Annotated in this window: 17 protein-coding genes; 4 read left to right on the forward strand and 13 right to left on the reverse strand. The window is 65.4% G+C overall.

What is annotated here, in order from left to right; translation table 11 throughout:
• Positions 1-65: 65 nt before the first annotated feature.
• The gene (locus tag AC1RQC_RS30680) at positions 66-1106 is read right to left on the reverse strand and encodes a tripartite tricarboxylate transporter substrate binding protein (protein ID WP_492373485.1); all 1041 of its coding nucleotides are present in this window, start codon (positions 1104-1106) and stop codon (positions 66-68) included.
• A gap of 295 nt (positions 1107-1401) precedes the next feature.
• Between AC1RQC_RS30680 and AC1RQC_RS30685 the strand changes: the two genes are divergently transcribed.
• Positions 1402-1938, forward strand: coding sequence for a GNAT family N-acetyltransferase (locus AC1RQC_RS30685; protein ID WP_492373458.1), 537 nt, complete (start codon positions 1402-1404; stop codon positions 1936-1938).
• Between the two features lie 91 nt (positions 1939-2029).
• Here AC1RQC_RS30685 and AC1RQC_RS30690 read toward each other — a convergent pair whose 3' ends face one another.
• The 11 genes from AC1RQC_RS30690 to pilM all read right to left on the reverse strand — a co-directional run bounded on the left by AC1RQC_RS30690 (position 2030) and on the right by pilM (position 17915).
• A complete protein-coding gene (locus AC1RQC_RS30690; RefSeq protein WP_441637855.1) occupies positions 2030-3493 on the reverse strand; it encodes a glutamate synthase subunit beta in 1464 nt (487 codons plus the stop codon).
• Positions 3494-3631: 138 nt separating this feature from the next.
• On the reverse strand, positions 3632-8413 hold the full coding sequence (locus tag AC1RQC_RS30695) for a glutamate synthase-related protein (RefSeq protein WP_492885567.1): 4782 nt from the start codon (positions 8411-8413) through the stop codon (positions 3632-3634).
• 379 nt (positions 8414-8792) lie between these two features.
• Positions 8793-9515 (reverse strand): transposase, encoded by a 723-nt coding sequence (locus AC1RQC_RS30700; protein WP_492373456.1) that lies wholly within the window; start codon positions 9513-9515, stop codon positions 8793-8795.
• Positions 9516-9636: 121 nt separating this feature from the next.
• Entirely contained in the window at positions 9637-10773 is a 1137-nt protein-coding gene (locus AC1RQC_RS30705) for a deoxyguanosinetriphosphate triphosphohydrolase (RefSeq protein ID WP_492373455.1), read from the reverse strand.
• 75 nt (positions 10774-10848) lie between these two features.
• Positions 10849-11955 carry a 3-dehydroquinate synthase gene (aroB, locus tag AC1RQC_RS30710; RefSeq protein WP_150985724.1) on the reverse strand — a complete coding sequence of 369 codons (1107 nt, stop codon included), beginning with the start codon at positions 11953-11955 and terminating at the stop codon, positions 10849-10851.
• The gene (locus tag AC1RQC_RS30715) at positions 11942-12556 is read right to left on the reverse strand and encodes a shikimate kinase (protein WP_043350282.1); all 615 of its coding nucleotides are present in this window, start codon (positions 12554-12556) and stop codon (positions 11942-11944) included. Before AC1RQC_RS30715 ends, aroB begins: the two co-directional genes overlap by 14 nt.
• A 247-nt stretch (positions 12557-12803) precedes the next feature.
• Entirely contained in the window at positions 12804-14972 is a 2169-nt protein-coding gene (locus AC1RQC_RS30720) for a type IV pilus secretin PilQ (protein WP_492811593.1), read from the reverse strand.
• Positions 14969-15499, reverse strand: a complete 531-nt coding sequence (locus AC1RQC_RS30725) for a pilus assembly protein PilP (RefSeq protein WP_236702062.1) — start codon at positions 15497-15499, stop codon at positions 14969-14971. The genes AC1RQC_RS30720 and AC1RQC_RS30725 overlap by 4 nt, the downstream gene beginning before the upstream one ends.
• Positions 15499-16179 (reverse strand): type IV pilus inner membrane component PilO, encoded by a 681-nt coding sequence (locus tag AC1RQC_RS30730; protein ID WP_183034191.1) that lies wholly within the window; start codon positions 16177-16179, stop codon positions 15499-15501. The genes AC1RQC_RS30725 and AC1RQC_RS30730 overlap by 1 nt, the downstream gene beginning before the upstream one ends.
• Positions 16180-16181: 2 nt before the next feature.
• Positions 16182-16826: a PilN domain-containing protein gene (locus AC1RQC_RS30735; protein WP_492885570.1), complete on the reverse strand. Its 645-nt coding sequence runs from the start codon at positions 16824-16826 to the stop codon at positions 16182-16184.
• Between the two features lie 18 nt (positions 16827-16844).
• The gene (gene pilM, locus AC1RQC_RS30740) at positions 16845-17915 is read right to left on the reverse strand and encodes a type IV pilus assembly protein PilM (RefSeq protein WP_492373451.1); all 1071 of its coding nucleotides are present in this window, start codon (positions 17913-17915) and stop codon (positions 16845-16847) included.
• A 371-nt stretch (positions 17916-18286) separates the two neighbouring features.
• On the opposite strand from pilM, the gene AC1RQC_RS30745 reads away from it, so the two are divergent.
• A complete protein-coding gene (locus AC1RQC_RS30745; protein WP_492373450.1) occupies positions 18287-20659 on the forward strand; it encodes a penicillin-binding protein 1A in 2373 nt (790 codons plus the stop codon).
• Positions 20660-20736: 77 nt separating this feature from the next.
• Here the strand turns inward: AC1RQC_RS30745 and cyaY are convergent, their stop codons facing one another.
• Positions 20737-21072, reverse strand: a complete 336-nt coding sequence (gene cyaY, locus AC1RQC_RS30750; protein WP_492885572.1) for an iron donor protein CyaY — start codon at positions 21070-21072, stop codon at positions 20737-20739.
• Positions 21073-21237: 165 nt separating this feature from the next.
• Here cyaY and lptM point away from each other — a divergent pair, with 165 nt between their 5' ends.
• Together lptM and lysA are read left to right on the forward strand one after the other, a co-directional pair.
• Positions 21238-21489, forward strand: coding sequence for an LPS translocon maturation chaperone LptM (gene lptM / locus AC1RQC_RS30755; protein ID WP_492373449.1), 252 nt, complete (start codon positions 21238-21240; stop codon positions 21487-21489).
• Between the two features lie 2 nt (positions 21490-21491).
• A complete protein-coding gene (gene lysA, locus AC1RQC_RS30760; RefSeq protein WP_492830515.1) occupies positions 21492-22760 on the forward strand; it encodes a diaminopimelate decarboxylase in 1269 nt (422 codons plus the stop codon).
• Positions 22761-22786 lie beyond the last annotated feature (26 nt).

The following is a 22786-nucleotide window of genomic DNA, read 5'->3' on the forward strand; positions in this document are numbered from 1 at the left end:
ACGCAAATAATTGTTTCATCACATTTGAGTTGCGGACTTCGGTCATCTCTGCCAAAAGGCGAAGCTTAGGGTTCAGTGGGCCCGCCAGTTTGCCGCAAGATGACCTGCCACTGGATCGACTCCGACCGGATCGCCGTCGCAAAGGCTTCCGGCGAATCGCGCAACGGCGTCAGGCCCGCCGCCAGCAGGCGATCCCGCACCTCGCGCTCACCCATGACGCCATCCAGCTCGCTGGCGATCCGCGCCACGATGGCATGCGGGGTCTTGGCCGGGGCAATGACGCCGTACCAGGCTCCCGCGCCATAGCCATCCACCCCCGACTCCTGCAGCGTGGGCACCGTGGGCGCCAGTTGCGAACGCGCCACACCAGTCACGCCGAGCAGGCGCAAATTGCCGCTCTTGACCTGGGCCTGCACGGAAGCAAACGCGCAGAAGCAAGCGCTGACGCGCCCGGCCAGCATCTCCTGCACCACCGCCGCCTCGCCCTTGGCCGTAACCAGCGGCACCCCGTTCGGCACACCATGCACAGCGTATTGGGCATAAAGGTGCGAGGGGCTGCCGGCCTGGCCGGAACCGTAGCTGTAGGATCCCGGACTGGCATTGACCGCAGCGAGCCATTGCTGCGGCGTGCGCATCGGCAGGCGCGCATCGATCACCAGGAACAGCGGCATGGTCGCGACCCGCGCTACAGGCGTGAAGTCGCGCACTACGTCATAAGGCACCGGCTCCAGGCCCGGCTGGATCAGCATGGTGGCCTGGTGGAACAGCAGGGTATGCCCGTCGGAACTGGCCTTGGCCACCACGTCTCCCGCCGTGGTGCCGCCCGCACCGGGCCGGTTGTCGACGTCGACCGGCACGCCGAGGCGTACCGTCAGGCGCTCGGCCAGCAGGCGCGCCACGGCATCCGGCACGCTGCCGGCCGGAAAAGGCACGATCAGGCGAATGGGGCGGACGGGAAACGATATCGGGCGCGCAAACGCTGCCGGCGCCGGGGTAGCCGGCACGGAGGCCGGCCGGGCCAGGCCGGGCCCGCTCGCGGCAAGCAGCAGGGCAGCAAGGAACAGCGGATGCCAGGCGTGCAGAAACAACTGCAGACAAGCCGGCATGGCAGCGGGGTGAAGCAACTTCGCCTTACCTCGCCAAAGCCGCGAAACAATGCGCACTTCGGACATCAATTCCTCCGGGCCACTGGCATCGCCGTGGCGTCTTGATCGGCTGAAAAGGGATTAGCGAGGCAGTCTTTATTTTCTTTGTTTTAATTGTCAGGTCATTCTACGAAGAATGCCCAAAACCGCACAGACCACGTTAACCATAGCCGGGACAACCCTGTGAGCATGGCTGGGCGCGGATCTCCGGGCATCCACGGCGCCTGTGCTTCGACGCCGCCTATAATCGCCCGTCATGCGTGAATACACTCCTCGGCCCATGCTGGCCACCGACCTGCCCGCCGTGCTGGAAATCCAGGCCCAGTGCTATCGCGGCATGCTGCTCGAGTCCGCCGCAGCCCTCGGCAGCCGCCTGGCGCTGTCGCCCGCCACTTGCTGGGTGGCCGCCGGCCGGGACGGCGAGCTGGCAGCCTATCTGTTTACCCACATGTGGCCCCAGGACAGCCTGCCGGCACTCGACGAGGTACTGGAGCGGCATTGGGAACGCGATGGTAAGCCGGCCAGCACCCTGACCTGGTTCGTGCACGATATGGCGGTAGCACCCGCGGGCCAGGGCCGCGGCCTGGCGCCAACGCTCTACGCCGCGGCCCGCGCGGCCGCGCTCGCTGCCGGATTGCGCTCGTCGCGGCTGGTCGCCGTGCAATCGGCTGCGGCATGGTGGCGCAGACTCGGGTACGAGAATCTGACGCCTCCCAGCGCTGCCGTGTCCGCCAAACTGTCGGCTTACGGCGACGATGCCGTGCTGATGGGCCGTACGCTGCAGCCAGGCTGAGCGCACCCATGAAAAAACCCGCCCGGCTTGCGCGGGGCGGGTCTTGTGGCGCGAGCAACGCGTCACGGCATCAGCAAAGCCATGGCGCAGATCAGCGCGGCAGCTCGGAATGCCCCATCAGGAAGGCATCGACCGAACGCGCGGCCTGGCGGCCTTCGCGGATCGCCCACACCACCAGCGACTGGCCGCGGCGCACGTCGCCAGCGGCGAACACCTTGGGCACGTTGGTGTGATACGCACGATCGCCTTCGGTGCTGGCACGGGCGTTCTTGCGCGCATCGGTATCCACGCCAAAAGCGGAGAGCAGCGAGCCCACCGGGTTGGTGAAGCCCATGGCCAGCAGCACGAGATCCGCCTTGAGGATGAACTCGCTGTCCGGCACTTCCTGCATCTTGCCGTCCTTCCATTCGACGCGGCAGGCCTTGAGCGCGGTGATTTTGCCGTTCTCTCCAATGAACTCCTTGGTGGCGACCGACCAGTCGCGGTTGCAGCCTTCGTCGTGCGAGGACGAGGTGCGCAGCTTGATCGGCCAGTACGGCCACACCAGCGCCTTGTTCTCTTCTTCCGGCGGCTGCGGCAGCAGCTCGAACTGAATGATCGATTCCGCGCCGTGGCGGTTCGACGTACCCACGCAGTCGGAGCCGGTATCGCCGCCACCGATCACGATCACGTGCTTGCCATCGGCGCGCAGCGCGTTGGGCTCGTCGCCGGCCACTTCCTTGTTCTGCGGGATCAGGAATTCCAGCGCGTAATGGATACCGTCGAGATCGCGCCCCGGGACCGGCAGGTCGCGCGGCACTTCCGAGCCACCCGCCAGCACCACAGCGTCGAACTGGTCCTGCAGGGCCTGCGCCGAGATGGTCTCACGCGCATAGTTCTTGATGCCGGCCGGCAGTTCGCCGTCGGTCACCATCACGCCGGCACGGAAGGTCACGCCTTCGGCCTGCATCTGTTCCATGCGGCGGTCGATCAGCCACTTTTCAAGCTTGAAGTCGGGGATGCCATAGCGCAGCAGGCCACCGATGCGGTCGTTCTTCTCGAACACGGTCACATCATGGCCGGCGCGCGCCAGTTGCTGGGCGACGGCCATGCCGGCAGGGCCGGAGCCAACCACGGCAACGGTCTTGCCGGTCTTGTGCTTGGGCGGCTGCGGGGCAACCCAGCCTTCTTCCCAGGCCTTGTCGATGATGGCGTGCTCGATCGACTTGATGCCGACCGGTGCTTCGTTGATGCCCAGCGTGCAGGCAGCTTCGCACGGTGCCGGGCAGATGCGGCCCGTGAACTCGGGAAAGTTGTTGGTCTGGTGCAGCACCTCGATCGCCGACTTCCAGTCCTGGCGATACACCAGGTCGTTGAAGTCGGGGATGATGTTGTTGACCGGGCAGCCGTTGTTGCAGAACGGGATGCCGCAGTCCATGCAGCGCGCGCCCTGGATCTTCGCTTCGCTGTCGGACAGCGCGAATACGAATTCCTTATAGTGCTTCACGCGCTTGGTTACGGGCTCGTAACCTTCGTTCTGGCGCGGAAATTCGAGAAAGCCAGTCGCCTTACCCATGTTGCGTCCTTGGTCATGCTGAGCGGCACCGGCGCATGCGCCGGCCCCGCTGTGAGGTCAGTATCTTGTGAGGCCGGCGCGAATCCGCGACAGCGCTCATGCTTGGTCGGGCTCGCTGCCCTGCCCTGCCCTTGGGGCTCAGGCGGCGATGGCTTCCCGGTCGCTGTCTTTCGCTTCCTGCTCCTTGGCGTACATCTCGCCCAGTGCGCGCTTGTACTCGGTCGGGAAGACCTTGACGAACTTGCGGCGTGCCGTGGTCCAGTCGGCCAGCAATGCCTTGGCGCGCTCTGAGCCCGTGAAGCGGAAATGCTGCTCGATCAAGCCCTTGAGGATGATTTCGTCAAGCTGGCGCTGGCCGCCCATCTTGTGCCAGGAAGCGGGCGACTGGCCCTTCTCCTGGTCTGCCGCGGCCAGCACCGTTTCCAGTGCCACCATCGAGGTGTTGCAGCGCTTGTCGAACAGGCCGTCCTCGTCATAGACATAGGCCATGCCGCCCGACATGCCGGCCGCGAAATTGCGCCCGGTGCCGCCCAGCACCACCACGGTGCCGCCGGTCATGTACTCGCAGCCATGGTCGCCCGTGCCTTCCACCACCGCGGCCGCGCCGGAGTTGCGCACCGCGAAGCGCTCGCCTGCCACGCCGTTGAAGAAGGCTTCACCGGCAATCGCGCCGTACAGCACGGTGTTGCCCACGATGATGTTGCGTGTCGGGTCGCCGCGGAACTCATGCGGAGCGCGCACGATCACGCGTCCGCCGGACAGGCCCTTACCCACGTAGTCGTTGCCGTCGCCCACCAGGTCCAGCGTGACGCCGTGCGCCAGGAACGCGCCGAAGGACTGGCCGGCGGTGCCTTGCAACTGGATGTGGATGGTGTCGTCAGGCAGGCCTTCATGGCCGTACTGCTTGGCCACCACGCCCGAGAGCATCGCACCGACGGTACGGTTGACGTTCTTCACCGGCTGGATGAACGACACGCGCTCACCCTTGTCGATGGCCAGGCGAGCCTTGGCGATCAGCACGTGGTCTAGCGCCTTGCCGGCTTCCAGCGACAGGCCGTGGTCCTGCACGTCGGTATGGAAGCGCGGCACCTCGGCGGGGAACGGTGCCTGGTAGAACACGCGGGTGAAATCAAGGCCGCGCGCCTTCCAGTGCTCGATGCCGGGCTTGGTGTCGAGCAGATCGGCGCGGCCGATCAGCTCGTCGAACGTGCGGATGCCCAGTTGCGCCATGATCTCGCGGGCTTCTTCGGCGATGAAGAAGAAGAAGTTCACCACGTGCTCTGGCTTGCCCTGGAATTTCGCGCGCAGCGCCGGATCCTGCGTCGCCACGCCCACCGGGCAGGTGTTCAGGTGGCACTTGCGCATCATGATGCAGCCTTCGGCCACCAGCGGTGCGGTAGCGAAGCCGAACTCGTCGGCGCCCAGCAGCGCGCCGATGACGACGTCGCGGCCGGTCTTCATCTGGCCGTCGGCCTGCACGCGGATACGGTTGCGCAAGCCGTTGAGCATCAGCGTCTGCTGCGTCTCGGCCAGGCCCAGCTCCCACGGCGTGCCGGCGTGCTTGATCGACGACAGCGGCGATGCGCCGGTGCCGCCGTCATGGCCGGCGATCACCACGTGATCGGCCTTGGCCTTGGCCACGCCCGCGGCCACGGTGCCCACGCCCACTTCGGACACGAGCTTGACCGAGATATCGGAGGCCGGATTGACGTTCTTCAGGTCGTGGATCAGCTGCGCCAGATCTTCGATCGAGTAGATGTCATGGTGTGGAGGCGGCGAGATCAGGCCCACACCCGGCACCGAGTAACGCAGCTTGCCGATGTAGTCCGAGACCTTGTGGCCGGGCAGCTGGCCACCTTCGCCGGGCTTGGCGCCCTGTGCCATCTTGATCTGGATCTGGTCGGCGGACGCCAGGTATTCGGCGGTCACGCCGAAACGGCCCGAGGCCACCTGCTTGATCTTCGAGCGCAGCGAGTCGCCAGCCTGCAGTTCCTGGTCGCGCACCACGGCTTCGGTACCCAGCAGGCCCTGCAGCGTGTCGCCTTGCTTGATGGGGATGCCGCGCAGCTCGTTGCGGTAGCGGTTCGCGTCCTCGCCGCCTTCACCGGTGTTGGACTTGCCGCCGATGCGGTTCATCGCGACGGCCAGCGTGGCGTGGGCTTCGGTGGAAATCGAGCCCAGCGACATGGCGCCGGTGGCAAAGCGCTTGACGATCTCCTTGGCCGGTTCCACTTCTTCCAGCGCAATGGCGCGGGTCGGATCGACCTTGAACTCGAACAGGCCGCGCAGCGTCATGTGACGGCGGCTCTGGTCGTTGATGATGTTGGCGTATTCCTTGTACGTCTGGTACGCGCCCTTGCCGTCGTCGGCGCGCACGGCGTGCTGCAGCTTGGCCACCGAGTCCGGGGTCCACATATGCGCTTCGCCGCGAACGCGGTAAGCATACTCGCCGCCGGTCTCCAGCATGGTGTCCAGCACCGGGTTGTCGCCAAAGGCGTCCTGGTGCAGGCGCAGCGCTTCCTCGGCCACCTCGAAGATGCCGATGCCTTCGACATTCGTTGCGGTGCCATGGAAGTACTTCTGCACCAGCTCGCGCGACAAGCCAATGGCTTCGAAGATCTGCGCACCGGTGTACGACATGTAGGTGGAGATGCCCATCTTGGACATCACCTTCTGCAGGCCCTTGCCGATCGCCTTGACGAAGTTCTTGACCGCCTTCTCGGGCGACAGGTCGCCGGACAGGCCTTGTGCCATGTCGGCCAGCGTTTCCATCGCCAGGTACGGGTGCACGGCTTCGGCGCCGTAGCCGGCCAGCAGCGCGAAGTGATGCACCTCGCGCGCCGTGCCGGTTTCCACCACCAGGCCGGCCGAGGTACGCAGGCCCTTGTCCACCAGGTGGTGGTGGATGGCGGACGTTGCCAGCAGCGCGGGGATGGCCACGTGCTCCGCATCGACGCGGCGGTCCGACACGATCAGGATGTTGTAGCCCGAGCGCACGGCATCCACGGCTTCCGCGCACAGCGAGGCCAGGCGGGCTTCGATGCCTTCCTTGCCCCATGCCTGCGGGTAGCAGATGTTCAGTTCATACGAACGGAACTTACCGCCGGTGTAGTGCTCGATATTGCGGATCTTGGCGATGTCCTTGAAGTCCAGCACGGGCTGGGACACTTCGAGGCGCATCGGCGGGTTGATGTTGTTCAGCTCGAGCAGGTTGGGCTTGGGTCCGATGAAGGACACCAGCGACATCACCATGTTCTCGCGGATCGGGTCGATCGGCGGGTTGGTGACCTGGGCGAACAGCTGCTTGAAGTAGTGGTACAGCGTCTTGTTCTTGGACGACAGCACGGCCAGCGGGCTGTCATTGCCCATCGAGCCGGTGGCTTCCTCGCCGGCCAGCGCCATCGGCGCCATCAGGAACTTGACGTCTTCCTGCGTATAGCCGAAGGCTTGCTGGCGATCCAGCAGGCGTGCGTCCGGCTTCTTCTCGGCAGCCACGTCCTCGGGCTTGGCATCCAGCTCGTCGAGCTTGATGCGCACGGCGTCGATCCAGCTCTTGTAGGGCTTGGCGTTGGCCAGGTTGTCCTTGAGTTCCTTGTCGTCGATGATGCGGCCTTGCTCCATGTCGATCAGGAACATCTTGCCCGGCTGGAGGCGCCATTTCTGCACGATGCGCGACTCGGGGAACGGCAGCACGCCGGCTTCCGAAGCCAGCACCACGATGTCGTCCTCGGTCACGTAGAAACGTGCCGGGCGCAGGCCGTTACGGTCCAGCGTGGCGCCGATCTGGCGGCCATCGGTGAAGCAGATCGCGGCGGGGCCGTCCCACGGCTCCATCATGGCGGCGTGGTATTCGTAGAAGGCACGGCGGTTGTCGTCCATCATGGTGTGCTGTTCCCAGGCTTCCGGGATCATCATCATCATCGCGTGGACGAGCGGGTAGCCCGCCATCGTCAACAGTTCGAGGCAGTTGTCGAACGATGCGGTATCCGACTGGCCGGGGTAGATCAGCGGCCACAGCTTGGGCAGGTCGTCGCCCAGCACCGGCGACGAGATCGCGCCGGTCCGTGCGTTGACCCAGTTCACGTTGCCCTTGACCGTGTTGATTTCGCCGTTGTGGGCGACCATGCGGTACGGGTGGGCCAGTTCCCAGGCCGGGAAGGTGTTGGTGGAGAAGCGCTGGTGCACCAGGGCCAGGGCCGAGACGGCGCGCGGGTCCTGCAGGTCCAGGTAGTACTCGCCGACTTGCGTTGCCAGCAGCAGGCCCTTGTACACGACCGTGCGCGCCGACATCGACGGCACGAAGTATTCCTTGCCGTGCTTGAGCTTGAGCGCCTGGATGGCGTGGCTGGCGGTCTTGCGGATCACGTAGAGCTTACGTTCCAGCGCGTCCGTGGTCATGATGTCGCGGCCGCGACCAATGAAGATCTGGCGGATCACCGGCTCGGTGGTGCGCACCGTCGGCGACATCGGCATGGCGGCGTCCACCGGCACATCGCGCCAGCCCAGCACGACCTGGCCTTCCAGGCGCACGGTGCGCTCGAGCTCTTGCTCGCAGGCCAGGCGGGAGGCGTGCTCCTTCGGCAGGAAGATCATGCCCACGCCGTACTCGCCGGACGGCGGCAGGGTCACGCCCTGCTTGGCCATGTCTTCGCGATAGAACTGGTCCGGGATCTGGATCAGGATACCGGCACCGTCGCCCATCAGCGCATCGGCGCCGACCGCGCCGCGGTGATCCAGGTTTTCCAGGATCTTCAGGCCTTGCTGGACGATCTCGTGGCTCTTCTTGCCCTTGATATGAGCAACCATGCCGACGCCGCAGGCGTCTTTTTCATTGGCGGGGTCGTACATGCCCTGGGCTTGCGGACGCGAGGCAGGCGCGTGCGCGGCGGCGGCAGACTCTGCGGCCTGCGCTTGGGCCATCGTTTGCTTTGATTGGGATTGCGATTGGTCCACGGGCTTGATTCCGGTGAGGGCTGCGAGCCAGCAAGGCAGACCGGAACGGGGACCGCACTCTTCCACCGGGGCCGGTTGAAAACCGGGGACGGGGAACCAGAGAGACAGCGGGGCCGCAGCGGCGTACACAGGCGTGACGCGCCGCACAATGAATGTGGGTGGAGGAACTATAAAAGAATCGTACGCGTCCCGCAAAATTTTTAAATGGGGTCAGATCATAATAAGCCTCGCACCACAACGGGGATGGTCTTTATTTGGGGACAGATAAAGAATGGTGCATCGCGGGATGTGCATTATTGATCTCGCCGCGATCGAGCGCGCAGCGCTTCACAGGCCCGCCCCGAGGCTAGACCGCGTCCGGCTCGGACTCCCTGTCCATTGCGGACCGGCCCGCCGGGCGGCCCTTGGGCAACGGCTGCACGCGCCGCCCGCCCTGTCGCTCCAGCTGTGCAAGGAAGGCCGCGTCACCCAGAGGCCAGCCGCTATGCGCGTGGCTGCGAAGCGTGGCCAGGGTCATCGACGACAGCCCCTCGGCGGTGACGGCACGGTAATTGGATTGGCGCTCGAACGGCGTATTGCCCAGCGCCCAGTACGCAGAGTGATCGCTCACAAAGGGGCTGGCCTCAATGCCGGCGTGATGGCGATAGCTGCTCCAGCGATCCCCTTCGGCCGAAATCACCTCGCCGGCACGCACGGCGTTGCCCTCCACGTACTGCATGGCTGGCAGCATCCAGGCAGCGGGATCGAACACCGCCGAGCGAAAGCGGCCATCCCAAAGCGTGCCGGTACGGTCCGCCACCCGGTTGAAATAGCGCGCGTAGCGGCGCCCTACCGCTTGCATGGTGAGGCTGAGCGAATCGGCATGCCTGGGGGTTGCCACGAGGTGAACATGATTCGGCCGCAAGGCGTAGGCGTGGATCGCCAGGTCGTGCTCCCGCGCGGCCATGCGCAGGCAGTCCAGGTAGTGGAGGTAGTCGTCGGTGCCAAGGAAGACGGGCTGACGATTGTTGCCGCGTTGCAACACCAGTGCCGGCAGCGAAGCCGGGGAGAAACGAGGAAGTCGGGCCATGATGGGCGAAGGGAATCGGCGATAGGTGCTTGCCGCTCGGATGGCTTAAACGGAAGCGATGCCCGATGATAGCGTAGCCGCAGCCTGATCCGTCCCCAATTTTCCCGCTGGCCGCGCTGGCCTAACTGCCTTCGTCGACAGCAAAAATGCGGCGGTGCTCCCGGATCGCATAGCGGTCGGTCATGCCGGCGATGTAGTGCGAGATCAGCCGGGACGGGTCACGGCCTTGCCCCGCCTGATACTGCGGCGGCAGCAGGCGCGGATCCGCCATGAAGACATCGAACAGGTCGGTGATGATGCGCTGGGCCTTGGAGGACATACGCATCACCAGGTAATGGCGATAGAGATGGCGGAACAGGAAACGCTTGAGCGCCGCCGCTTCCTCGCGCACCGGCGCGCTGAAGGCCACCAGCGGGCCTGCAGCCCGCACGGCCTCGATGTTGCGCGGATTGGCGGCGGCAATGTTCTGGCTGGTGGTTTCGATCAGGTCGACGATCAGCGTGTTGATCATCCGGCGCACGGTTTCGTTGATCACGCGCCGCCCGTTGATACCGGGAAATGCCGCCATCGCCTCGGCGCGGTGGCGCCCCCACATCGGCACCTCGTCCATCTGCTCAAGCGTGAGCAGCCCCGAGCGCAGGCCGTCGTCGATATCGTGGTTGTTGTAGGCGATCTCGTCGGCCAGGTTGGCCAGCTGGGCCTCCAGCGAGGGCTGCGTTCCCTCCAGAAAACGCCGGCCCAGTTCGCCAAGCGCAGAGGCATTGACGCGCGAGCAATGCTTGAGCACGCCCTCACGGGTCTCGAACGTCAGGTTGAGCCCGTTGAAGCCGCCATAGCGCTCCTCCAGCTCATCCACCACCAGCAGGCTCTGCAGGTTGTGCTCGAAGCCGCCGTGGTTCTTCATGCAGTTGTTCAGCGCATCCTGGCCGGCATGGCCGAAGGGCGTGTGGCCAAGATCGTGCGCCAGCGAAATGGCTTCGACCAGGTCCTCGTTCAGGCGCAGGTTGCGGGCGATGGAGCGGGCGATCTGCGCCACTTCCAGGCTATGGGTGAGCCGGGTGCGGAACAGGTCACCTTCATGATTGACGAAGACCTGGGTCTTGTACTCGAGCCGCCGGAAGGCCGTGCTGTGGATGACGCGGTCGCGGTCGCGCTGGAATTCCGTGCGCGAGGACGAGGGCGGTTCGGCATGCACCCGCCCAAGTGTCTGCGCGGAGCGGGCGGCATAGGGAGCGAGATGGCTTTCGAGGTCGGTCATGCGGCAATCCGGTCAGGCGTGCGGCCGGGTGGCGGTGCGCCGCCCGGCTGGCGTTGCAAGGCACAACCGATCACGTCAGGCGACCGGCGCCTCGGTAGGCGGCCTGAGCACCGCGTGCTGCAAGGTAGCGCGCAGGTCAGGGTCTGGCACAGTGGTGATGAAGGCTTCGCCCAGCTTCCTGAGCAGGATGAACTTGATGCTGCCGGCTTCTGCCTTCTTGTCCACTTTCATCAGTTCAATGTAGCGGTCGGTGCCCAGTTCCGGCGCGACCACCGGCAGCATGGCGGCGCGGATAAGGTGCACCACGCGCGCGCGCGTTTCGGTGTCGATGAAGCCGAGCCGGTGCGACAGGTCCGCCGCCATCACCATCCCGCAACCTACGGCCTCGCCGTGCAGCCACTCGCCGTAGCCCATGCCAGCCTCGATCGCGTGGCCGAAGGTGTGGCCAAAATTAAGCATGGCGCGCAGGCCGCCCTCGCGCTCGTCCTGGGCCACCACCGCGGCCTTGATCTCGCAGGAGCGCTTGACCGCCAGCGCCATGATGTCCGGGTCGCAGGCGTTGAGCGCGCGGATATTGCGCTCGATCCAGCCGAAATACCCGGCGTCGGCCATGGCGCCGTGCTTGATCACCTCGGCCAGGCCCGCCGCGAGTTCGCGCTCCGGCAGCGTGCGCAGGGTGTCGATGTCGGCAATCACCGCATTGGGCTGGTGGAAGGCGCCGATCATGTTCTTGCCGAGCGGGTGATTGATGCCGGTCTTGCCGCCCACCGACGAATCCACCTGCGAGAGCAGGGTCGTGGGCACCTGCACGAACGGCACGCCGCGCATGTAGCAGGCAGCGGCGAACCCGGTCATGTCGCCCACCACGCCGCCGCCCAGGGCGATCAGCGTGGTCTTGCGGTCGGCGCCCGCGCTGAGCAGCGCGTCGAAGATCAGGTTGAGTGTTTCCCACTGCTTGAAGGCTTCGCCGTCGGGCAAGGTCACGGTGCGCACGGTCTTGCCGAGCGCCGCCAGGCTAGCCTGGACGCGGGCGGCGTACAGCGGCCCTACGGTCTCATTGGTGACGATGACGGCATGCTGGCCACGCACATGGGGGCGGAACAACTCAGTCTGGTCGAGCAGGCCGGTGCCGATATGGATGGGGTAGCTGCGCTCCCCAAGGCTGACTTCAAGGGTGATCATTGTGATTCTGGTCCTGCGCCGGGAGGTTGTCCGCGCACTCGCCGTCGGCCCCTTCGGGCTCTTCGGCGGCAACGGTGAAACCGGCCATTTCAAGTTGCATCAACACCATATTAGCAAGCTGCGCTACCGAAGGCTTGCCGGTTTCGATGATGAAATCCGCCACCTCGCGGTAAAGCGGGTCACGCTCGCCATAGAGCGTTTCCAGCCGTCCCTTGGGGTCTTCGGTCTGCAGCAGCGGGCGATTGCGGTCGTGGCGGGTGCGCAGCCACAGGTCGTGCGGGCTGGCGCGCAGGTAGACCACGGTGCCGCGCGCCTTCAGGTGCGCGCGATTCTCCGGGCGCAGCACGGCGCCGCCGCCGGTGGCCAGCACGATGCCGCGGCGCTGGGTCAGCTCGTCGATCGCCTGCGCCTCGCGGTCGCGAAAGCCCGCTTCGCCCTCGTGCTCGAAGATGATCGGGATACGCACGCCGCAACGCGCCTCGAGTTCATGATCCGAATCGAAGAACGGGTAATTCAGGCGCCGGGCCACGGTGCGGCCGACGGTGGTCTTGCCGGCACCCATCAGGCCGACAAAGAAAAGGTTCGGGCGGGTGACTGTCACTGGCGTGTCGGGCGGGAGCCGGGTCTCTGGCCGGCCCTCGCGGTGGAAAACTGCATCATCTTCTTATGTTGGGACGATCCGGGCAAGTGGCGAGGCGCAATCGGCACAAGGCAACCCGCCTCGCGACACGCCTTGCGCGCCTGCCACATGCACCCTCGCCCAATCTCTCTAGCCCGCCTGGACAATAAAAAAAGCCGCATCGGAACGATGCGGCCTGTCAGTCTACTGCATCCGGCTCGAGCGGGCGCTATTTCAGTGACACGCTGTCGTTGAGCACGCGCGGTGTCAGGAACACCAGCAGCTCGGTCCGGTTGTTGACCTTGGCGTTGTCCTTGAACAGGTTGCCGAGGATCGGGATATCCCCCAGCAGTGGCACCTTGTTCACATTGGTGGACTCGGTCTGGCTATAGATGCCGCCAATCACCACCGTGCCACCGTTCTCCACCAGCACCTGCGTCTGCACGTGCTTGGTGTCGATGGCGAAACCCGAGGTAGTCTGGATGCCCACGCTGTCCTTGTTGACGTCGACATCCAGCAGCACATTGCCTTCCGGCGTGATCTGCGGCGTGACTTCCAGCTTCAGGTTGGCCTTGCGGAACTGCACCGAGGTGGCGCCACTGGAGGTGGCGGCCTGGTAGGGCAACTCCGTGCCTTGCTCGATCAGCGCCTTGATATTGTTGGCGGTGACCACGCGCGGGCTGGAGATGATCTTGCCCCGCCCGTCCGCTTCCAGCGCGGACAGTTCGAGCGCCAGGAAACGGCCGGCCGCGTTGTTGAACAGGCTGACCGCGACCGAGCCCGGGTTGACCCCGTTGATCGCCGCCGCCGGCAGGCTAAGCGCCGGGCCGTTGTCCCAGGTGGCGTTCTGAGTCACCGGGCTTACCACATTGGTGTAGGTGTTGCCGTAGCCGGCGCCGGCCGTCTTGGAGGCAAAGCCCAGCTTCACGCCGAGGTTGCGGCTGAAGGTATCGTTGGCCTCGACGATGCGCGCCTCGATGATGACCTGGCGCACCGGGATGTCGATCTTGCCGAGGAAGCCCTGCACCTCTTCCAGCTTGGTCGCGATATCGGACACGAACAGCTGGTTGGTACGGGGATCGGCCGTCAGCGAACCGCGCTTGGACAGCATGCGGGTGCTGCCCGTCGTGCCGGCCAGGCCGCCCACCGCGCCAATCGGAGCGACACTGCCCAGCGCGCCCGCGCCGCCGGTGGTACCCGCCGCGGCCAGCCCGAGCAGCATGCGCCGCACGTCTTCGGCACGCTGGTAGTTGAGCTGGAACACCTGGCTGCGGATCGGCTCAAGGTCATTGATCTGCTGCTGTGATTCGAGCTCGAGCTTTTCCTTGGTGGCCAGCTCGGCCTTGGGCGCCACCCACAGCACATTGCCGTTGCGGCGCGAGGCCAGTCCCTTGGCATCGAGCACGATCTGCAGCGCCTGGTCCCAGGGCACATCCTTCAGGCGCAGCGTCAGGTTGCCCTGCACGCTTTCGCTGGTGATGATGTTGAGGTTGGTGAAATCGGCAAACACCTGCAGCAGCGAGCGGATGTCGATGTTCTGGAAGTTCAGCGAGAGCCGCTCGCCACGGAAGCCTGCCCCGCTGATCAGCTTGGCCGGATCTTCCTTGACCGGGCGCACCTCCACCACGAACTGCGTATCGGTCTGGTAGGAGCTGTACTCCCAGTTGCCGCGCGGCTCGATGGTCAGGCGGGTGCTGCCGTTGTTGTCGCTCGCGCGCATGCCCTGCACCGGCGTGCCGAAATCCGTCACGTCAAAGCGCCTGCGCATGCCGTCGGGCAGCGATGTATTGAGGAAATCGACCACCACGTTCTGGCCCTGCTGCGCAATATTGATGCCGGAGTCGCGCGAGGAAAGATCCACCACGATGCGGCCAGCGCCATCCTGGCCACGGCGGAAATCGATATTGCGCACGGTCGGCCGCATCGCGGGCACTGCCGGCGCCTGCGCCGAGCTGGGGGCGAACGTCGGCACAGCCGCACGGGCAGTCGGGGCGACATTGTCGAGCAGCACCACGAACAGGTTGCCGCGCACCTCGGTGCGGTAGCTGGCCACGCGGGTCAGGTCGAGGATCACACGGGTGCGATCGCCGATCTGGACCACATTGGCGCTCTTGAGCAGCTTGCCGCCGAAGTCATATTGCGCCCGCCCGGCCGCGAAGCCGGTATCGAGAAAGTCGATGGCGAGCTTGGGCGGATTCTGCGTGGTGAAGTCGGCCGGCTTTTGCGCCGGCGGCCCCTGCATCTCGACCGTGAATACGGTCTGCTCGCCCACCGTGGTGGCATCGACGCGCTTGATGGCGTTGCCCGGCGTCGGTTGCGCCAGTGCCGCCGGCGCGGCCAATACCAGCGTCATCATTGCGGCGCCCGCAAGCGCCCGGTACCAGCGACCCATGATCATGCCGACCCCTCCAGCTTCAGGCTGGTCATTTTCTCTTTCCACTCGGCTACCCCTTCCCGGACCAATTCGCGCAACACGATCTCCTGATCGTTGATGCGGACCACCCGGCCGTAGTTCTGGCCGAGATACTGCCCCACCTTGACGTGGTGGATCTTGTTATCTACCTGCACGACGCCGTAGGTCTCGCCGCTCTTCTTCATGGCGCCCAGCATCTTGAAGTTCTCCAGTGGGAAATCCTCCAGCGGCTCGCGCCGGCGGCCGGATTCCGGCGACTCGGACAGGACCCGGTTCAGGTCGCCGATCTTGTTCTGGGCAAAGGGCTCGGGCGCGCTGCGGCCCGCGTAGTCGCGCGGCACGTAGGGCTTGGGCTCGGGCAGCGGCGCCGGCGGCGGCGCCTTGGCAGCCTGGGCTTGCGCCATCCACTGGCGCAGGCCGTCTTCCTCGCTGCCCCCGCAGGCTGCCAACAGCGCGGCGCCGATCAGCGCGCAAGCGCAGGCACGCAGGCGCGAAGCCTGGATCGCTGGCATCATTTCTTTGCTCCCGCGGCCGTCTTGGCCGCCGCGGCTTCCGCCTTGCGCTGCGCCGCCTGTTCGTCAGGGTCCAGCGCGCGGTAGGCCATGGCCGTGGCTTCCATCGTCAGCCCGCCATCCTTGCCGGTGGTGAACTGCAGCCCCTGCATCGAGACGATGCGCGAGAGCGCAGCAACATCGGCGTTGAACTGGGCCACGTCGTGGTAGCGGCCGGTGACCTTCAGGTTGACCGGGATCTCGGCAAAGTAAGGCTTGATCACGGCGGCTTGCGGCTTGAACAACTCGAACTGCAGGCCGCGCGCCACGCCAGCGTGATTGACATCGGCCAGCAGCGCGTCCATCTCGGTCTTGTTGGGCAACTGGCGCTCGACCAGTGCCACGCGCTGCTCCACTTCCGCCTTTTGCTTGCGCAGCGCATCCAGGTTGGCCACCTGCGCCACCTTACTCAAGTAGGACTGCTTCAGGGTGTCCTGCTCGGCATGCCGGCGATCGAGATCCTCGAGCTTGCCGCTCCAGTAGAACTGCCAGCCCAGCAGCAGCACCAGCACCGCAGCCAGCACCGCGAACAGCACGCGCGGGGCGGCCGGCCAGGTTTCCGGCTCATTGAGGTTCAGGCCACGGAACTGCGCGGTGAGATCGTTCAGCGTGGCGAGCGAGATTTCGCTATTGAGTGCCATGGTCAGCCCTTTCCGCCTGCTGGCGCACTCGCGCCGGCGAGGCCGGCCTTGCCCTTCTTGCCGTCCTCCGGCGCTTCCGGCGCACGGTAGGCAAAGCGCATGGAGAAATCGAACAGGCGCCGCTGCTCGCGCAGGTTGTTGGTCATCATCACGGCCTTGGATTCGCCCAGCTCGGCCTTGTCCAGCCACTGCACCTGGCTAAGGTTGCGCAGCAACTCCGACACACGCTCGTTCGACTGCGCGATGCCGGTCACGGTAAAGGCGTCGCCGGTCTGCTTGAGGGTGGTCAGGTACACGCCTTCGGGCACCTGGCGCACCAGTTCCTCCAGCAGCTGCACGGGACGGTTGCGCTCGTTCTGCAGGCCCTCGATGGCCTTCTGCCGCTGCAGCAGCCCTTCAATATCCTTGCGCAGCGTATTGACCTCGCGGATCTGCCCGTCCATGCGGTTGTTCTCTGCGAGGAGCACCTGGTTCAGGCTGGACACGGCATCGACGCGGTGATCGATGTACATGCCGCCCAGCAACACCACCAGCGCGCCGGCGCCGGCCGCGCCGCCCAGCAGGGCGTAGACCCTCTTGCGCCGCGAGGCCCTGCGGGCTTCGTGGTAAGGCAGCAGATTAACTGTCGGGATCGAATTGATAGACATGCGGCTTCCCTCGCTGGCTTACTGCAGGCCGCGCAGCGCAAGCCCGGCGCTCACGATGTAGGCCGGCAGGTCGCGCTGCAGATAGCGCTCGTTGACCTTGACGGCTGTCATCATGTTGGCAAAGGGGTTGGCCAGCGTGGTGGTGATCTCGGTTTGCTGCTCGATCGCGGCTTGCACGCCGACCAGCGAAGCATGGCCGCCGGAGAGCAGGATCTCGTCGACCCGGCCGATGCTCGAAGCTGACAGGAAGTTGCGCACGGCGCCTTGCACCTCCACCGCCAGCGCCTCCAGGGAGGGCTTGAGCAACTGGGTGCGCCAGGCTTCGGGCAGCGTATTCTTGCGCTTCTTGATCTCGGCCTTGAGCGCGTCCAGCGTAAACATGCGCGCCGCGCTCTGGGTGAGCTGGTCGCCGTAGCTGTTGAGCGGCTGCTCGTAGAGCTCTTTCCAGCCTTGGTAGAAGATCGCCTTGGAGCGGCTGCCACCAAGGTGGATCACGGCCACCACGGGCAGCTCCTTGGCGTCGGTGGCGCTGATGTCGGCGGACACGCCCAGCATCTGCACCACGGAGCGCTGCACCGCGTATTCCTCAACGTCCATCACAAGCGGCTTGAGTCCGGCCATTTCGGCAGCGGTCACGCGCTCCTGCACACGGTCGCTGTTTGCCGCGGTAACGCGCACGCCGATGCCGCCCTCGGTTTCGCTGGGGCCGATCACGGCAAAGTCGAAATTGACGGCCTGCGATGGCGGATAGAGGCGATGCGCCTCGGATTCCACCTGGACGTAAAGCTCGTCCTCGGACAGGTTGTCCGGCAGGCTGACGGTCTGCGATTCGGTCAGCATCGAAGGCACGCCGAGCACCACCTCCTTGGTGCGGATGCCGGCTTTGCCGAGGGCGCGCTTGAGAGCGATGCCAACGGCTTCGATATTGACCACGTTGCCATCGGCAACGGCATTACGGTCCAGCAGTTCGCTGGCACATTTTTCCAGCCGATAGTCGTTCTTGCCACTGCCCACGGACAGCTCGACTACCTTAACGCTGGACGACCCGATGTCAACGCCGACCGTCGTACGGCGCAACAACCCCGACAAGATACCTCGCCGCAAGGTGACCCCCTGACCGTTGAACTCGCCTTGGCTTGGTTGCTCTAATTTGGCGAGTCTGTATTGTTTCTTGGATGAAACGTTTTGCTCTTTTAGTTGGTGGATTCTCACCAAAAAACGGGGCGCTGGCAATGTGCCGGTTTGACCACGATTGCTTTTCATCAACACCCCTCACAAAGCGTTGCCAAAATCCCACGGTGCCCCTCGCCCTACCCACCTCGCCCATCTTTTCGTTTCATGCAGATCTCAATCCCATTACATCTTGTAACAGCGCGATAGCGGCTTGCGCGCCACAACGCGCCGGGAGCGGAGTATCCCGGGAGATATAATCCCGGCACCTCTAACTAGGTATTTCCCTTATGGCCACAGCACAACAGAAGCCGTCCCTACCTGCCCGACGTCCGATCTGGATGCGGCTAACCTTTTGGGCCCTGGGCCTGCTGGTGGCCGGGATCGTGGCGGTGGCACTGCTGGTGGGATACGCGCTGCTGGTGGCCGCGCCCAACCTGCCATCGCTCGACACCATCACGGATTACCGCCCGAAGATCCCATTGCGGATCTACACGGCCGACAACGTGCTCATTGGTGAGTTCGGCGAGGAACGGCGCAATTTCGTGCCGATTACGGAAATACCGGACGTGATGAAGAAGGCCGTGCTGGCCATCGAGGACGATCGCTTCTACGAACACGGCGGCGTCGACTTCGTCGGCGTGCTGCGCGCTGGGCTGGCCAACCTGCGCGGCGGCCTGTCGCAGGGCGCCTCCACCATCACCATGCAGGTGGCGCGCAACTTCTTCCTCTCCAGCGAAAAGACGTACACCCGCAAGCTGTATGAAATGCTGCTGGCGTACAAGATCGAGGCCAACCTGTCCAAGGACCAGATCCTCGAGCTGTACATGAACCAGATCTACCTGGGGCAGCGCGCCTATGGCTTTGCCAGCGCGGCCCGGGTGTATTTCGGCAAGTCGATCAAGGACGTGACGCCGGCCGAGGCCGCCATGCTGGCCGGCCTGCCCAAAGCGCCGTCGGCCTACAACCCGGTGGTCAACCCCAAGCGCGCCAAGGTGCGCCAAGAGTACATCCTGCAGCGCATGCGCGACCTGCGCTACCTCACGCCCGAGCAATACGACCAGGCCATCCACGAGGAACTGAAGGTGCGCGGCGAGGGCAATGAGTTCTCCACCCACGCCGAGTACGTGGCCGAGATCGTGCGCCAGTTGATGTACGCGCAATACCGCGAGGAAACCTACACCCGCGGCCTGACCGTCTACACCACGCTGAACAAGCCCGACCAGGACGCCGCCTATGAGGCGGTGCGCTCTGGCATCATGAATTACGAGCGCCGCCACGGCTACCGCGGCCCCGAGGCCTTTATCGACCTGCCCGCCGGCGCGGACGAGCGCGAGCAGGCCATCGACGACGCACTGCTGGAGCACCCGGGCAGCGACGACCTGCGCTCGGCCGTGGTCACCAGCGTGACGGCCAAGCAGGTCACCGCCACGCTGCTGTCCGGCGAAGTCGCCACCATCGAAGGCCAGGCGCTGCGCTTCATCGCGCCGTCGCTGGCGGCCAATGCGCAACCCAAGGCCAAGATCCGGCCGGGCGCGATCATCCGCGTGACACAGGACGAGAAAGGCGCGTGGACGGTCACGCAGTTGCCGGAAGTATCCGCCGCATTTATCTCGCTCAATCCGGAAGACGGCGAGATCCGCTCGATGGTTGGCGGTTTCGATTTCAACCGCAACAAGTTCAACCACGTGACGCAGGCCTGGCGCCAGCCCGGCTCCAGCTTCAAGCCGTTCATCTACTCCGCGGCACTGGAAAAGGGATTCTCCCCTGCCACGGTGATCAATGACGCGCCGCTGTCGATCAGCGATAACGGTGGCCAAGTCTGGGAGCCGAAGAACTACGACGGCAAGTTCGAAGGCCCGATGACCATGCGCCGCGCGCTGGCCAAGTCCAAGAACCTGGTGTCGGTGCGCATCCTGCGCGCCATCGGCACCCAGTACGCCCAGGACTACATCACGCGCTTTGGCTTTGACGCCGACAAGCACCCGGCTTACCTGCCGATGGCGCTGGGCGCTGGCAGCGTCACGCCGCTGCAGATGGCTGGCGCCTACTCGGTCTTTGCCAACGGCGGCTACCGCGTCAATCCCTACCTGATCCAGAAGGTGGTCGATGCGCGCGGCAACGTGATCTCCGAAACCAAGCCCCAGCGCGCCGGCGCGGATGCGGTACGCGTACTGGATGCCCGCACCGCCTTTATCGCCGACACCATGCTGCGTGAGGTAGTGCGCAGCGGCACGGCCAACAGCGCCAAGCAACGCCTGGGCCGCAACGACCTGGCCGGCAAGACCGGCACCACCAACGACGCCGTCGACGCCTGGTTCGCCGGCTACACGCCCAAGCTGGTGGCCATCGCCTGGATGGGCTACGACCAGCCCAAGAGCCTGGGTGTGCGTGAGACCGGCGGTGGCCTCGCGCTGCCGATCTGGGTGGGCTACATGGGCAAGATGCTCAAGGGCGTACCAGAGCTCCCCGAACGCCAGGCTCCGGAAGGCGTGGTCATGGTGGGCGGCGACTGGACCTTCGAGGAAAACGCGGGCGGCGCCGGCGTGGCTTCGGTTGGCCTGGGCGATCCGTGGCCTGGCAAGCCGGACGAAAGCACGCAATCGCCCGCCGACGTCGAGGCAGAGAAGAAGCGCATCCTGGAAATGTTCGGCGGCGGCTGAGGGGCCCCGCCGGGACAGCTTCCCGCCAATGAAAAAGCCGGCTTCGCGCCGGCTTTTTCGTGCCTGGGCGAGAGCGCTCAGGCCAGTTTCAGCGTCACCCCCGCCTGCTGGCTCACGTAGCCCGATAGCGCCGCATACAGCTCACCGCCGCCGCGCGTATCGACCCAGCGCTGGCCATCATGGCGAAAATGGAAACCGCCCGAGCGCGCGGCCACCCACAGTTCCTGCATGGGCGCCTGGCTGTTGACGATGATCTTGGAGCCGTCTTCGAATTCGAGCTCCATGAGATTGCCGGCACGGTTGATTTCGATGTCGGCGTCGGCCGCGTCGGCGGCGGTTTCCACCGCGCTTTCCAGCCGGTCCAGCTCTTGCTTGGCCAGCGCCAGGAACTCACTTTCACTCATGGGGGGCATGCTAAACTCCAAGACCGCCGGCCAGCGCCGCTATAGCGATGTAGCGCCGTAGCCGGCAGCGTATTGAAAAGTACTTCGTATTTCCGGTGGTCCCGCCGCGCTCCGCTTGAGGGACACTCCGGGACGATCGGGGACGACCCTGAACGACATTTTAAGGACGACCCGATGTTGCGTCGTGTTGCGATTGTATCGGCGTTTGCCGCCAGCCTTGCGATGCCCCTGCTGTCGGGATGTGGCATCCGCGGCCCGCTGACGATGCCCAAGCAGCCTCCCGCACCGGCGCAGCCGGGCGTACCGGATCCAGGCCTGGGCAACCCGGCCGTGCCGAATCCGGCGGCCCCCAAGGGCTCCGCCGCCACAGCGGCACCCGCCACGGCTCCGGACGCAGTGCCGGCCGCCACTCCCACCGCCAAATAACCATGACCGCCTTCTTCCATCGCCACGACGGCGCCCTGAGCGTCGAGCACGTGCCGCTCGCGCGTATTGCCGCCGAATACGGCACCCCTACCTACGTCTACTCGCGCGCCGCGCTGACCGCCGCCTACCAGGCCTACGCCGCTGCGTGCCAGGGGCGCCGCGCGCGCGTGCAGTACGCCATGAAGGCCAATTCGAACCTGGCGATCCTGCAGGTCTTTGCCAGGCTCGGCGCGGGCTTCGACATCGTGTCGGGCGGCGAGCTGCAGCGCGTGCTGGCGGTGGGCGGAGATCCGCGCAAGGTAGTGTTCTCGGGCGTGGGCAAGACCACCGCCGAGATGGAACTGGCGCTCCAGCACGATGTGCTGTCGTTCAACGTGGAGTCAATCCCCGAGCTGGACCGCCTCAATGCCGTGGCCGGCCGCCTGGGCAAGCGCGCGCGCGTGTCGCTGCGCATTAACCCGGATGTGGACGCCAAGACCCACCCGTATATCTCCACTGGCCTGAAGGGCAACAAGTTCGGCGTCGCCTTCGAGGACGTGCTGCCGACCTACCGCGCCGCCGCCGCGCTGCCGCACCTGGATATCGCGGGCATCGACTGCCATATCGGCTCGCAGATCACCGAGGTCGCCCCTTACCTGGAAGCACTGGACAAGGTGCTGGACGTGGTGGAAGCGCTGGAACGCGAAGGCATCAACCTTGAACACATCGACGTAGGCGGTGGGCTCGGCATCACTTACGACGACGAAACCCCGCCGGACATCACCGGCTTTGCCCGCACGCTGCTGGACCGCGTGGCCGAGCGCGGCCATGGCCATCGCGAGGTGCTGTTCGAGCCGGGCCGCTCGCTGGTGGGCAACGCCGGCGTGCTGCTGACCCAGGTCGAGTTCCTCAAGCCGGGCGCAGCCAAGAACTTCTGCATCGTCGACGCGGCCATGAACGACCTGGCCCGCCCTGCCATGTACGAGGCCTACCACCGCATCGAGCCCGTGCAGCTGCGCGAGGCTGCGCAGGCCACCGCCCTGACCTACGACGTGGTCGGCCCGGTGTGCGAATCCGGCGACTGGCTCGGCCGCGACCGCGCCCTGGCGGTGCAGCCGGGCGACCTGCTGGCCGTGATGTCGGCCGGTGCCTATGGCTTTGTCATGAGCTCCAACTACAATACCCGCCCGCGCGCGGCCGAAGTCATGGTCGACGGCGACGACGTGCACCTGGTGCGCGGCCGCGAGCACGTGGCCGACCTGTTCCGCGACGAACGCCTGCTGCAAGGCTAAGCTCCCGCCCTCTGCGCCACCACTCG

It is taken from the genome of Cupriavidus sp. GW822-FHT03E04, from assembly GCF_058801495.1.